The sequence below is a fragment of the Sphingomonas sp. A2-49 genome, from assembly GCF_025548555.1.
In the GTDB taxonomy this organism is placed as follows: Bacteria; Pseudomonadota; Alphaproteobacteria; order Sphingomonadales; family Sphingomonadaceae; genus Sphingomonas.
In genome coordinates, this window is the sequence record NZ_JAJLPA010000012.1 from 1 (window position 1) to 13152 (window position 13152).

At 70.8% G+C, this 13152-nt stretch carries 14 protein-coding genes and 1 pseudogene; 4 read left to right on the forward strand and 11 right to left on the reverse strand.

Annotated elements, in window-relative coordinates; all coding sequences use genetic code 11:
- From LPN01_RS10940 to LPN01_RS10970, 7 genes and pseudogenes are all read right to left on the reverse strand, one after another.
- Window positions 1-299 (reverse strand): annotated as a pseudogene (locus tag LPN01_RS10940) (cell envelope biogenesis protein TolA); the annotation flags it as partial.
- Window positions 299-754, reverse strand: a complete 456-nt coding sequence (gene tolR / locus LPN01_RS10945; RefSeq protein ID WP_262828453.1) for a protein TolR — start codon at window positions 752-754, stop codon at window positions 299-301. The gene tolR and the pseudogene LPN01_RS10940, both read right to left, overlap by 1 nt.
- 151 nt (window positions 755-905) lie before the next feature.
- Window positions 906-1598: a protein TolQ gene (tolQ, locus tag LPN01_RS10950; RefSeq protein ID WP_262828454.1), complete on the reverse strand. Its 693-nt coding sequence runs from the start codon at window positions 1596-1598 to the stop codon at window positions 906-908.
- Complete coding sequence (locus LPN01_RS10955) at window positions 1595-2059, reverse strand: YbgC/FadM family acyl-CoA thioesterase (RefSeq protein WP_262828455.1); 465 nt, start codon at window positions 2057-2059, stop codon at window positions 1595-1597. The genes tolQ and LPN01_RS10955 overlap by 4 nt, the downstream gene beginning before the upstream one ends.
- Window positions 2060-2113: 54 nt before the next feature.
- On the reverse strand, window positions 2114-2863 hold the full coding sequence (locus tag LPN01_RS10960; RefSeq protein ID WP_262828456.1) for a hypothetical protein: 750 nt from the start codon (window positions 2861-2863) through the stop codon (window positions 2114-2116).
- 89 nt (window positions 2864-2952) lie between these two features.
- A complete protein-coding gene (locus LPN01_RS10965; protein WP_262828457.1) occupies window positions 2953-3939 on the reverse strand; it encodes an NAD(P)H-dependent flavin oxidoreductase in 987 nt (328 codons plus the stop codon).
- A 134-nt stretch (window positions 3940-4073) separates the two neighbouring features.
- Window positions 4074-5345 carry an aspartate kinase gene (locus LPN01_RS10970; protein ID WP_262828458.1) on the reverse strand — a complete coding sequence of 424 codons (1272 nt, stop codon included), beginning with the start codon at window positions 5343-5345 and terminating at the stop codon, window positions 4074-4076.
- A 52-nt stretch (window positions 5346-5397) separates the two neighbouring features.
- Between LPN01_RS10970 and ubiG the strand changes: the two genes are divergently transcribed.
- Genes ubiG through LPN01_RS10985 form a run of 3 tightly spaced genes read left to right on the forward strand, consistent with a single transcriptional unit; the run spans window position 5398 to window position 8298 of the window.
- Complete coding sequence (ubiG, locus tag LPN01_RS10975; protein ID WP_262828460.1) at window positions 5398-6135, forward strand: bifunctional 2-polyprenyl-6-hydroxyphenol methylase/3-demethylubiquinol 3-O-methyltransferase UbiG; 738 nt, start codon at window positions 5398-5400, stop codon at window positions 6133-6135.
- Between the two features lie 10 nt (window positions 6136-6145).
- The gene (locus LPN01_RS10980; RefSeq protein ID WP_262828461.1) at window positions 6146-7579 is read left to right on the forward strand and encodes a hypothetical protein; all 1434 of its coding nucleotides are present in this window, start codon (window positions 6146-6148) and stop codon (window positions 7577-7579) included.
- Entirely contained in the window at window positions 7576-8298 is a 723-nt protein-coding gene (locus LPN01_RS10985) for a polysaccharide deacetylase family protein (protein WP_262828462.1), read from the forward strand. The genes LPN01_RS10980 and LPN01_RS10985 overlap by 4 nt, the downstream gene beginning before the upstream one ends.
- Here the strand turns inward: LPN01_RS10985 and LPN01_RS10990 are convergent.
- Genes LPN01_RS10990 through LPN01_RS11000 form a run of 3 tightly spaced genes read right to left on the reverse strand, consistent with a single transcriptional unit; the run spans window position 8274 to window position 10914 of the window.
- Window positions 8274-9461 (reverse strand): glycosyltransferase, encoded by a 1188-nt coding sequence (locus LPN01_RS10990; protein WP_262828463.1) that lies wholly within the window; start codon window positions 9459-9461, stop codon window positions 8274-8276. The genes LPN01_RS10985 and LPN01_RS10990 overlap by 25 nt on opposite strands.
- Complete coding sequence (locus LPN01_RS10995) at window positions 9461-9976, reverse strand: DUF2141 domain-containing protein (protein ID WP_262828464.1); 516 nt, start codon at window positions 9974-9976, stop codon at window positions 9461-9463. The genes LPN01_RS10990 and LPN01_RS10995 overlap by 1 nt, the downstream gene beginning before the upstream one ends.
- Window positions 9973-10914 carry a hypothetical protein gene (locus tag LPN01_RS11000; protein WP_262828465.1) on the reverse strand — a complete coding sequence of 314 codons (942 nt, stop codon included), beginning with the start codon at window positions 10912-10914 and terminating at the stop codon, window positions 9973-9975. The genes LPN01_RS10995 and LPN01_RS11000 overlap by 4 nt, the downstream gene beginning before the upstream one ends.
- A 113-nt stretch (window positions 10915-11027) precedes the next feature.
- Here LPN01_RS11000 and LPN01_RS11005 point away from each other — a divergent pair, with 113 nt between their 5' ends.
- Window positions 11028-12074, forward strand: a complete 1047-nt coding sequence (locus LPN01_RS11005; RefSeq protein ID WP_262828466.1) for a glycosyltransferase — start codon at window positions 11028-11030, stop codon at window positions 12072-12074.
- On the opposite strand, the gene LPN01_RS11010 is transcribed toward LPN01_RS11005, so the two are convergent.
- Window positions 12048-13151 carry an AI-2E family transporter gene (locus LPN01_RS11010; protein WP_262828467.1) on the reverse strand — a complete coding sequence of 368 codons (1104 nt, stop codon included), beginning with the start codon at window positions 13149-13151 and terminating at the stop codon, window positions 12048-12050. The genes LPN01_RS11005 and LPN01_RS11010 overlap by 27 nt on opposite strands.
- Window position 13152: the final 1 nt, after the last annotated feature.

Sequence of the window (13152 nt, forward strand, 5' to 3'; positions counted from 1 at the left end):
CGCGGCTGCGGCGCGGGGGGCGCGGGTTCGGGTTCCGGCTGCGGCTCTGCGACGGTTTCGGCCGGCGGCGCGGCATCCTCGGGCTCACCCTGATCCGGCGCGACCGATTGCGCGGGCGGCGTCACCGCCTGCGGCGCGGTCGCCTCCAGCCCGACGTCCTTCACCAGGCTGACCTCCATCGGGGTCTGCTGGAGCTTCTGCGGATTGGGCGTCGCGAGAAAGCCGACCGACAGCAGGCCGAAGAGCACGACATGCCCCGCGACCGCGATGCCGAGGCCGATCTTCTCCGCGCGATCCATCAGCGCGCCGCCGTTCCGCCCGCGCCGGAGCCTTCGACGGTCAGCAACGACACGCGGTTGATCCCGGCGCGGTTGAGTTCGCCCATCACCCGCATCACCCGGCCGTAGTCGAGCGCGCGATCGGCACGCAGGAAGACCTGCGGCGGCTCGCCCCCCGCCTTGCTCGCGGCGAGCCGTTCGAGCCGCTCCGGCAGCGCCGCCTCGGTCACCGGCGCGTCGTCGAGGAACAGCTGCCCGGCGGCGTCGATCGACAGCTGCACCGGCCTGGCGTCCTGATCGAGTGCCTTGGCGCGGCTGTCGGGCAGGTTGACGGGGACGCCCGCGGTGAGCAGCGGAGCGGTCACCATGAAGATGATGAGCAGCACCAGCATCACGTCGACTAGCGGCGTGACGTTGATGTCCGCCACCGGCGCCCGCCGCCCGCGGCCGCGGGACGAGGGAAGGTTCATGCCCATCAGATCCTCCCCGGCACGGGGAGGCGGACCGCGTCACGCAGTGACGTGGTGGAGGGGGCTTTCCACATGGCGCGGCGCCCGGGGATGCCCCCCTCCGCCACCGCTGCGCGGCGCCACCTCCCCAGACCGGGGAGGATTGAGAGATCGCCCCTCACCGTCCGCTGTCCAGCTGGCGCGACAGCGTGGTGTGAAAGCCGTCGGCGAAACGGCCCAGCGCTGCCTCGATCCGGTTCACGCCGTGGCTGAAGCGATTGTAGGCGATCACCGCGGGGATCGCGGCGAACAGGCCGATCGCGGTGGCGAACAGCGCCTCGGCGATCCCCGGCGCGACCACGGCGAGCGACGAATTCTGCGCCTGCGCGATGCCCGTGAAGCTGCGCATGATGCCCCATACGGTGCCGAACAGCCCGACGAACGGCGCCACCGAACCGATCGTCGCCAGGATGTTGAGCCGGTCGCCGATCCGGTCGATCTCCAGCGCCGCCGCCGCGCCCATCGCCGTCGCCAGCCGTTCGCGCGTGCCGCCCTTGTCGATCGAACCGCCCGCGGTCGACCGGCGCCATTCCTTCACCCCGGCAGCGAAGACGCGCGCGGAGGGCAGGTCCTTGTCCGCCTCCGCCTTGTAGAAGGCGTCGATATCCTCCGCCTGCCAGAAATCGCGCTCGAACCCCGCCATGCCCGCGCGGATCCGGCCCAGCCGGCGCCAGAAGGCGATGATGAGCGCCCAGGTCCAGACGCTGGCGATCAGCAGCCCGGCCATCACGATCTTCACCACCACGTCCGCCTGCAGGAACAGCGCGACCGGCGACAGCGTCGCCGCATCCATGTTGAACACCGGATTCATGCATTGCTCCCCTGCCAGATCAGGCTTTGGTAGATGTCCGTCCAGGCGGTCGGTTGACGCTTGGGCCGGCCCGACGGCGCGACCAGCGCCGCCGTGACCTCGGCCTGCGTCAGAACAAGCGGACCGCGCCTGACTGTCTGATGAATGACGACGCTGGCGGCGCGGACGCGCAGCACCCGGCTGACGACGAGCAGCGCGTCGTCCAGCCGCGCCGGCGCCGCATAGCGGATCGACAGGTCGGCGACGGCATAGGCGCCCTCGCCCGCATCGTGCACCGCGCGCTGGTCGATCCCGGCGAGCCGCAGCATGTCCGAGCGCGCGCGCTCCATGAATCGCAGATAGTTGGCGTGGTAGACGACGCCGGACACATCGGTGTCCTCGAAGAAGACGCGCACCGGATAGCGATGCTCGCGCCCTTCGAAACGTCCTGCCTGCGGCTGGTCCAGCCCGTCGTCACTCATGCCGCCGCGCGTTAACCCAACCGGCGCGCAGGGGGAACCCCGCGCGCGCGGCGATCACGGCGTCACGATGGCGCGCGTATCGACAAAGACGCTGGGATCGAGCGCCAGCCGGGGGCGTGCCGCGGGCAACGCGACCGGGATCGCCTGGACGGTGCGGATCGCGGGCGCGGCGGTATCGGCCATCGCCATCCGCGTCGCCGCGGCGCGCTGCGCCCGCCAGCGGTCGTAGGCGGCGTAGACGTCGGTGAACGGCCGTTCGAGCGCGGCGAGACGCACGACGGCGAAGGCCGGCAGGTCGGCGGGCGCGACCGCGGCCCCATCGGCAAGCGTCGCCGCGGCGGCGTCGCAGAACGCCGCATGTCCCGGCGCCTGTGCGAAGAAATTGTACAGGCGCGTCATCTGGTCGTCGTAGCGGTCCTGCCAGTCGCCGCCGCCGGTGCGGAATTCCGCGGCGAGCCCCGCCTGCGCCGCGGCGAGCGCCGCCTTGCGCTGGCCGAGCATCGTATTGTAGCCGGCGACGATCGCCGCCGCATCGGGGCCGCGGCAGGCGAGCGCGGCGACGTTGAGCGCGGCGCGCAGGTGCCACAGCGCGCCGTCGGCGGTCAGGTCGCGGTTCGGGGTGGCGTAGCGGCCATCGGGCATCACCGCCGGGATCCGCATGCCGGCATAGGTGCCCGCGGGCATCGCGGCGATCGCCGCGGCCGGTGCCGGTTCGGGGGGAACGACGGCGACCGCGCCCGGCTTCGCCGTGCATCCGGCCAGCAGGCCGACGCCGATCGCGGTAAGAACAACGTATCGGCGCATCGCCGGTCCTTCCCTGCTGCCCCCCGACAGGCCCGAAGTGTGATGCGCAAATGGTTAACAAAAGGTTACCGCATGCCGCATATCGGCGTTCAGGCGGCGCGCTTCTCCAGCGCGGATGCCGCCTCGCGCATCAGCGCGGCGATGATGTCGGCGATCGGCTCCTCGCGCGTGACCATGCCGACCGACTGGCCGGCCATCACGCTGCCATGCTCGACGTCGCCGTCGATCACCGCGCGGCGGAGCGCACCGGCCCAGTAATGTTCGATCTGCAACTGCGCCTCGGCCATCGCCACGCCGCCCTCGTCCAGCGTCTGCGCGACCTCGCGCTGCTTGGCGCTGAACAGCTCGCCGCCCGCGTTCTTCAGCGCGCGTACCGGGATCACCGGCAGGCGCGGGTCGATCTGCACGCTCGCCACCGCGTCGCGGGCGGAGGCGCGGATGAACGCCTTCTTGAAATTGGCGTGCGCGATCGATTCGGTCGCACAGACGAACCGCGTGCCGAGCTGCACGCCGGCCGCACCCATGTCGAGATAGCCCGCGATCGCCTCGCCGCGACCGATGCCGCCGGCGACGAACACCGGGACCGTCTCCGCGATCTCGGGCAGCATCTCCTGCGCCAGCACGCTGGTCGACACCGGGCCGATGTGGCCGCCCGCCTCCATCCCCTCGATCACCAGCGCATCGACGCCCGAGCGGATCAGCTTCTTCGCCAGCGCCAGCGTCGGCGCGAAGCATATGACCTTCGCCCCCGATGCCTTGATCGCCTCTAGGCTGCCCTTCGGCGGCAGGCCGCCGGCGAGCACGACATGGCCGACCCCGTGCCGGGTGCATACCGCGATCAGGTCGAACAGCGCCGGGTGCATGGTGATGAGGTTCACGCCGAACGGCCGGTCGGTCATCGCCTTCGTCGCCGCGATCTCGGCATCGAGCAGCTCGGGCGTCATCGCGCCGCAGGCGATCACGCCGAACCCGCCGGCGTTCGACATCGCCGAAACGAGGTTGCGTTCGCTGACCCACGACATGGCGCCTGCCATGATCGCGACCTCGCTGCCGAGGAACGCCGCGCCGCGCGCCATACGGCGGCCGAGCCTCTCCCCTCCCGCATGCGAAAGGGGCTGGGGGAGGGCCTGATCGGCGGTGTCAGTCGTTGGGAGCGTCATGGCGCATGCCATGCCCTCCCCCAATCCCTCCCGCAAGCGGCAGGCGGATTTTACGCTGCCTCCGCGTCCAGGCCGTACGCCGTGTGGAGCACGCGGACCGCGAGTTCCGTCTCGTCCTCGTCGATCAGCACCGATACCTTGATCTCGCTGGTCGAGATCGCCTGGATGTTGATGCCGCGCGCGCCCAGCGTGGTGAACATCGTGCTGGCGACGCCCGCATGGCTGCGCATGCCGACGCCGACGACCGAGATCTTGGCGACGCGCGTGTCGTGGACGAGTTCGGAAAAGCCGATCGCGTCGCGCCCCTGGTTCAGCGCCTCCAGCGACCGCGCCAGATCGGCGGACGGCACGGTGAAGGTGACGTCGGTCGATCCGTGGTTGTGCGCGATGTTCTGGATAATCATGTCGACGTTGATGTTCGCCGCGGCGAGCGGCGCGAAGATCGCGGCGACCGCGCCGGGCTTGTCGGGCACGCTGATGAGCGTGATCTTCGCCTCGTTCTTGTCGTGCGCGATCCCCGTGATGAGCTGGCGTTCCACGTCATCAATCTCCTCTTCGCCGACGATCATCGTGCCGGGCAATGTGTCCGCCATCGGCGCGTCCTCGCCCGTGAAGGACGAGAGCACCTGGACGCGGACCTGTTCCTTCATCGCGAGCCCGACCGACCGGGTCTGCAACACCTTGGCGCCGACGCTGGCGAGTTCCAGCATCTCTTCATAGGTCACCTTGGCGAGCTTGCGCGCGCGCGGCACGATCCGCGGGTCGGTGGTGTAGACGCCGTCGACGTCGGTATAGATGTCGCAGCGATCCGCCTTCATCGCCGCCGCCACCGCCACCGCCGACGTGTCCGATCCGCCGCGTCCCAGCGTCGTGACGCGCCCCCTGCCGCCACCGGTATCGTCGGCGACGCCCTGGAAGCCGGGGATCACCGCGACCTCGCCCGCCGCCAGGCTAGCGTCGAGCGCGGCGGTCTCGATCGTGCCGATCCGCGCCTTGGCGAAGGCGTCGTCGGTGTGGATCGGCAGCTGCCAGCCGAGCCACGAACGCGCCTTCACCCCCGCCGCCTGCAATGCGATCGCAAGCAGGCCGCTGGTGATCTGTTCCCCCGCGGCGACGACGACGTCATATTCGCGCGGGTCGTACAGCGACGACGCCTCGCGGCAGAAGCCGACCAGCCGGTCGGTTTCGCCCGCCATCGCCGACACGACGACCGCGACCTGGTGTCCGGCATCGACCTCGCGTTTGACGCGCGCGGCGACGCTCCGGATGCGCTCGATCCCGGCCATCGACGTGCCGCCGAACTTCATCACGATCCGCGCCATCTGGCTCGCCAAACTCCTTGGGGTAGAGGGGCCGTCCTGATAGGTAGCGGCCATGGGAAGCGCAAGCGACACGATGGGCGGGACGATCGACCCCGGCGAGGCACGCCACTTCGGCGCGATGGCACGCGACTGGTGGGACCCCAGGGGGTCGTCGGCGATGCTGCACCGGCTCAACCCCGCGCGGCTGGGCTATATCCGCGCCGCGATCGACCTGCACTGGGACGGCGACGATACCGGCTTCGCGCCGCTCGCGGGCCGGACCACGCTCGACGTCGGCTGCGGCGCCGGGCTGCTCTGCGAACCGCTCGCCCGGCTCGGCGCGCAGGTCACCGGGATCGACGCCGCGGCGGAAAATATCGCCGTAGCTCAGGCACATGCCGAGCAGTCGGGCCTGTCCATCGACTATCGCGCGATCGGCGTCGAGGCCATGACGGGCCGTTTCGACCTCGTCACCAGCCTCGAGGTAATCGAGCATGTCCGCGATCCCGCGGGCTTCGTACGCGGGCTGGCGGAGGCGCTGGACGACGGCGGCCTGCTGGTGATGTCGACCCCCAACCGCACGCCGCTGTCGCGCCTTGCGCTCATCACGCTGGCGGAGGGCACGGGGCGCATCCCGCGCGGCACGCACGACTGGGACAAATTCCTCACCCCCGACGAACTGACCGACCTGCTCCGGCGCGCGGGGCTGACCGTCACGGACGTGCGCGGGCTCGCCTATTCGCCCGCGACCGGGTTCCGCCTGAGCGATTCGACGCAGCTGGACTATTTCGTCACCGCGAAACGCCGCTAGGCGCGCCGCCATGTCCGTCCTGCACGCGCGCCGGCTGCGGCTGCCGATCCTGTTGCTCGTCGCCGTCGCCGCGCGCTGGCTGACGTTCGGCAACCCGCTGGTCCATGTCGACGAGGAATTCTATTTCGTCGCCGCCTCCCGCATGTGGCAGGGCGCGCTGCCGTTCGTCGACGTGTGGGACCGCAAGCCGATCGGACTGTTCCTGCTCTATGCCGTGCCCGCACGGCTCGGTTTCCCCGCGGGCATCTGGGCCTACCAGATGCTGGCACTCGCCAGCGTCGTCGCGACCGCCTGGCTGATCGCGCGGCTGGCCGAACGGATCGGCTTTGCCGCCGGCGCCACCGCCGCGGCGCTCGCCTACATCCTGTGGCTCGACCTGCTCGGCGGGCAGGGCGGGCAGTCGCCGGTCTTCTACAACCTGCTTGCCATCGGTGCGGCGTTGCTGCTGCTCGCGTCGGCGGCCTCGCCGCGCCGCCGCGCGACCGGCCTGCTCGTCATGGCGCTGATCGGCGTCGGTCTGCAGATCAAGACGTCTCTGGTGTTCGAAGGCATCCTGTTCGGCCTGTGGCTGCTGGTCGAGGACTGGCACATCGCCCGCCGGCCGGCCGCATCGCTCGCCTATGGCGCGGCCCTGATCCTCGTCGCGCTGCTGCCGAGCGTCGCGGCGGCGGGCTGTTATTACGCCGTCGGGCAGTGGGACGCCTTCGTCTACGCCAACGTCCTGTCGATCTTCCAGCGCCACGCCGACCCGATCGGCGAACTCGCGTCCAACTTCGGCCAGATCGTCCTCATCGCCTCGCCGCCGGTGACGCTCGCGATCCTTGCACTATACCGCGGCACCGCCGACGCGGACCACGCCCGCGACCGGCGTTTCGTCGCGCTGTGGCTGGGCGTCGCGATCGCCAGCGTGCTGATCTTCCGCCCGTGGTTCGACCATTATGCGCTCCCGATCCTGCTGCCCGCCTGTGCCGCGGCGGCCGGCCTGCTCGGCAGCGCACGCTGGCGCCGCCACACGCCTGCGCTGCTGCTGACCGCGGCGCTCGCCGGCCAGATCGTGCTGGTGGTGCAGCGGCTGGGCCGCGGCGACGCGCGCGAACTGGCGGCGATGACGCGCGTGGTCGGCCGGGGACCGGGATGCCTTTACGTCTATTCGGGGACGACGATGCTCTACGCCTCGACGGGACGTTGCACGCTGTCGCGGTTCCTAGTGCCCTCGCACCTGATCCGCGCGCGCGAGGCCGGCGCGACCGGCGTCGATCAGGACAGCGAGATCCGCCGCATCCTGGCGGCGCGCCCCGCGGTCGTGGTGATCCGCCCGGCCTATGGCGGCGAACGCCCTGCCGCGCACCGCATCGTCGTCGACGCGATGGCGCGCGACTATCGCCTCGCCGCCAAACTGCCGATGGGCAACGAAGGCGTCAGCATCTATCGTCTGGCCCGATGAAACGCCTGTTCGCCTCGATCCACGACGTCTCGCCCCGCTTCGAGGGCGAGGTCGACCGCCTGCTCGACCATCTCGCGCCGCACGTCGGGCGGCGGCTGGCGATGCTGGTCGTGCCCGATCACTGGAGCAGCGCGCCGATCACCCCGGCGTTCGCGGCACGGCTGCGCGGCTGGTCGGACGAGGGGATCGAGATGTTCGTCCACGGCTGGACGCACCGCGACGACAGCCGCCACGCCGGTGCCGCCGCCGGGTTCAAGGCGCGCCACATGACCGCGGGCGAGGGCGAGTTCCTCGGCCTTTCGCATGACGAGGCGCTGCGGCGGATGCGCCGCGGCAAGGCGCTGGTCGAGGACATCACCGGGCGCGCGGCGACCGGCTTCATCGCCCCTGCCTGGCTCTATTCCGACGGCGCGCGCGCGGCGCTGGCCGATGCGGGGTTCGCACTGGCGGAGGATCACGCCCGCGTCTGGCGGCCGGGCGGCGGCGTCGTGGCGCGCGGGCCGGTCATCACCTGGGCCAGCCGGACGCGCATGCGCCAGCTGAGCTCGCTCGCCGCGGCCGGCGCGTTGCGCCACGCGCTGCAACCGCTGCGCAACGTGCGGATCGCGGTCCATCCCGGCGACACGGGCGTCGCCGGCCTGCTCGACAGCATCACCGCGACCTTCGCCGCCTTCCGCCGGCACCGGCCCGCGGCCTACGCCGACCTTCTCGCCGGCTGATCCTTCGCCGCGATCACCGCGGCGTAATGCGCGACCAGATCGGCGGCATGCTCCTCGTCGCTGCGCACGCTGGCGGCGGCGACCGCCGCCGCGCGGCGCACGATCGCGCGTTCGCGGGCCAGCATGCGCAGGATCGCATCGGCGCAGGAATGCGCGTCGCGCTGGACATAGACCTCGGCAAACAGCGGATCGGCGATTTCCGCGGTGCCGCCGCCATCGGGCACGATCAGCGGCGTGCCGCTCGCCAGCGCCTCCGCCGGGACGAGCCCGAACGTCTCGGTCCCGCAGCCGTGGATATAGGCGTCGGCGCTCGCCATGATCGTCGCCAGCCGGCGGCGGTCGTAGACGGGCTGGAACAGCCGGATGTGCGGCGTATCGCCGATGTGCTTTTCGAGCGTCTTGGTGTCCATCCCCTGACCGAGGATGACGAGCCCGACGGGCGCCTGCGTGCCCGCGCGGTGCACCGCGTCGATCACCGTCGGCCAGCGCTTTTCGGGATGGTGGCGACCGACGCCGAGCAGCAGCTGCGCGTGCGGCGGCAGGCCGCATTGCTGGAGCAGCGCGGCGCGCAGCCCCTCGTCGCGCAGGCTGGGCGAGAAATGCGCGCGCTCGATTCCCAAAGGCATCGTCGCATCGACGTGCAGGCCGCGCGCCGACAGCTGCCGCGTCAGCGACGGGCCGTTGGTGACCACCGTGTCGAACCGGTCGAAGCAGCGGGCGAGATAGCGGTCGTACCACGAGAATGCCCGCTCGATCCGGGGCGCGGAGGCGACCGGCTTGAACCAGCGCTTGGGATAGGCCTCCAGATTGTCGTTGTGGAGAAAGAACGACCGGATCGCCCGCCCCCGCCAGTCCGCCACGATCCACGCGGCGCGCCATGGCGAGCAATTCTCGACCACGTCGGGGTCGAGCGCATCGAGCCGGCGGTGAAGCGGCTCGGCATCCCAGAACAGCCCGTAATTGGCGTCGAACGGCATGCCCGGCGCCTTGATGTAATGCACGGCGCCGCCGCCCGGGCGCTCCTCGATCCGGTCCTCGCGGCCGGGGGCGAGCACGATCAGCTCGTGACCCATCGCGGCCAGCACCTCGATCTTGCGATCGACATAGGTGCGCACGCCGCCGCCGGTCGGCGAATAGAATTCGTTGACGTCGACGATGCGCATCAGTCGCGCTTCAATGGGGCGAAGCCGCCCAGGCCGCGCAGATATTGCATGCGCACGACGCGGTCGCTGGTGCCGGTGCCGACATCGACGATCGCGCGGTCGACCTTGGGCCGCGACATGCCGAGCTTGCCCTCGCCGGGGAAACCGGCGCCGTCGTCGAAGAAGTTGAACTTGTTCTTGTCGTCGCGGTCGTGCGTCACGAACAGCGCATAACGGCCCGGCCGCGGCACGCGGATGCACACCGCCACCTCGCCCGTCGCGGGGATGCCGGTCCACACCCGGCGGAACGTCTTGCCCGCCGCGATCAGCTTGCTGTCGTCCTCGAGGAAATCGGCGTCGGTCGCGGGATACAGTTCCAGCTTGATGCGGCCCTTGTGATCCTTCAGCCCGATGACGCGGGCGAGGATCGCGGGGCCGCCGCCGGGGCTGCACGCCGCGGCGTCGCTGCCCAGCACCTGCGCGCCCGCCGGCGCCGCGACAAGCAGCGCGGGCAGGAGCATGGCCAACGGCTTCATTGCGGCTTCCTCGTCGCGAGATGGTGCAGCCCGAACCCGACGATCAGCACCGCATGGACCAGCAGCACCGCCGCCGCGGTGAACGCGATCAGTTCGGACAGCGCCTGGTCCTCGCCGATCATCAGGATCGCGAAATTGGCGAACAACAGGTCCTTGTTGGGCAGCAGCGGCAGGCGCGAGAAGAGCAGCCGTCCCGCCGACAGGAACAGCCAGGTTCCGATCGCGACGCTGGGCATCGCCAGTGCCCAGGCGGCGGCGAGGAAGAACGCGCCCAGGATCAGCCGCGCGCAATGGACGCCGAACACCATCCACAGGTCGGTCCGCGGCAGCGAGAACACCTTGCGCGAAAAGATCAGGAACGGCAGCGAGGTGCCGAAGATCACCACCAGCGATCCGTAGACGTAGCGCATCATGTCCGCGGGGATCAGGTTGCGCCCCGCCGGCAGCGCGATCGCGATCATCGCCAGCGTCACCGCATTGCCGGCGATCGCGGACAGGATCGACACGTCCTTCACCGCGCCGAACGGCGCCGCCACCAGCTGCGTCCGCGCCCGCGCCCAGGCGTAGAAATAGGCCTCGCCCGAATAGCCCATGACGACGTCGTTCGCGATCCGCTTCTTGATGAGCGCGACGAGGCCGGCGAGCGGGATGCGCCACAGCCGGCGGAAGATCACATAGTCGGCGAGCGGCGGCACCAGGTACAGCCCCGCGAATGCCGCGTAGAACAGCGGATTGCGCGGCGTCGCCCGGTTGAGCCCGGCCAGTCCCGAATTGAACAGCTCGTGCCCCAGCCCCGCCAGCATCGCGAGCGTCACCAGCGCGCCGATGATCGCCGGCCAGCGGCTCTTGATCGTCTTCAAGGGCTGGAGGCCCGCGATGTCTGGGGACGGCGGCACGATCTCGACGTAGGGATGGCCTGCACTATGGTCGATCTGCACCCGGTGGTCCGAACGATGAAGGTGCCGCGGCTTACCCGTTGCGGCCGCATGTTGCACATGAATTCCGTTTCACTGTCCCGTCACGCACGCCTGTGGCACAGCGATGCCCGACGATGCCCGCCGCCCATATCCTGACCTTTGCGCAAGACCTGTCCGGGGGTGGCGTCGAACGTGCGCAATTACGCCTTGCGACAGAGTGGCTTGCCGCGGGACGGCGGGTGACGCTGGTGATCGGCGACGCATCCGGGCCGCTCGCCGCCGAGCTGCCGCCGGGCCTCGCCATCGAACGGCTCGACGATTCCGCCTATCTCGCGCAGCGCCGGATCACCGCGATCGTGCGGCGGCTGCGGCCCGACCTGCTGTTCTGCGCGGGCAATCATTACACGCTGGTCGCGGCGTGGCTTCGCCTGCGGCTCGGGGCGGACGCGCCGCCGATCGTCGGCAAGCTGTCGAATGCGGTCGACCGCGGCGATCAGGGCCGGATCGTCGCCGCCGCGCATCGCATCTGGCTGGCGCAGCATGGCCGCTTTCTCGACCATCTGGTCGCGATGACCCCCGCCACCGCCGCCCGCGCCGCCTCCGTCATGCGGATGGAGGGACGGACCAGCGTCATCCCCAATCCCCCCGCGCCCCGTCAGGCCGCGCCGGCGCTGCCGGCGTCGGCGCAGCGCACGATCCTGGGCGTCGGGCGGCTGGTGCCGCAGAAGCGCTGGGATCGCCTGATCGCGGCGGTGCCGGCGCTGCCCGGCGACGTCCATGTCGTGATCCTGGGCGAAGGCGAGTTGCGCCCCGCGCTGGAACGTCAGGTGCGCGAGGCGGGGCTGGGCGACCGCGTCCACCTGCCCGGTCATGTCGCCGATCCGTTGCCGGCGATGGCGCAGGCGCGTCTGCTCGCGCTGGCGAGCGACTATGAAGGGGTGCCGGGGGTGTTGCGCGAGGCGCTGTCGGTGGGGACGCCCGTGGTCGCGACCGCATCGAGCCCGTCGGTACGGGAAATCGTCGGGTCGCCCGCGCTCGGCAGCGTCGTCGCGCCCGACGATGCGGCGGGATTCGCCGCCGCCCTCAACCACTGGCTCGCCGCGCCGCGGCCGGCGCCGGTGCCGCAGCCGGGCGCCGATTCGGCGGCGCGCTACCTAGCCCTGTTCGACCGCCTCGCCTGATCCGGCGCCGTCCGCGTCGTCAGTCTCGCCCTCGCGCTCCGCGCTGCGTTCCAGCGCGGTCTTGACCATCGCGGTCATCGGATCGGCGAGCGCCAGCCCCAGGATGCCGAACAGCGCGCTCGCCATGATCTGCGCGCCCAGCGTCAGCGCCGGCGGCAGGTCGACGGTCTTTTTGGCGACGATCGGCAGCAGGACGTAGCCGTCGAACCCCTGCACGATGACATAGGTGCCGATCGCCCAATAGCCGACGTCGGTGCCCGCCGAAAAGCCGACCGCGATCATCAGCGCGCCGCTGATGAAGGCGCCGATGTTGGGGATGAAGGCGAACAGGCCGGTGAGGATGCCGAGGATCATCGCCATCGGCACGCCGCCGATCGTCAGCGCGATGCCGGTCAGCACGCCTTCCGCGAGCATGCCGAGCAGCCGCCCGGCGAGCAGCCGGCGCAGCGTCTTGCCCATCCGGTCGAGCACCACCGCGAACTCGGCGCGGTTGCGCCGCGGCACCATCCATTCGAGCCCGCGTCCGTAGGTGCCCGGATCGATCGCCACGAACAGGCCGATGACGATAATCATGAACATCGTCGTCAGCGCGCCGAACGCCGTGCCGACCCACGAGGTGATCCGCCCGACCGAGCTCAGCGCCTGGCGCGCGATGCCGCTGACGTCCGACGCGCCGGGCATCAGCCCCTGCGAACTCAGCCACCCCGCGAGGCGGTTCGCCTGCGATTCCAGCGTCGAGCGCAGCTGCGTGAACTGCGCCGACACCTGCACGCCGGTGAGGTAGAAGGTGCCGAACAGGAAGGCGATCGTCAGCAGCACGACGATCAGCAACCGCCAGCCGCGCCCGATCGGCAGCACCCGCCCGAGCAGCCGCACGCCGCCGTCGAGCAGCGCGGCGAAGACCAGCCCCGCGAATATGATGAGCAGCGGCTGGACCAGGATCACCGCCAGCGCGATGGTGCAGGCCAGCCCGAGCCAGACGGTCGCCCGCTTCAGCTCCTGCCGGATGAACGGATCGCGCAGTTCGTTGGGGCTGGCCTCCTGGACCGTGGCGGGCGCGGACGGCGCGGCGCTCACG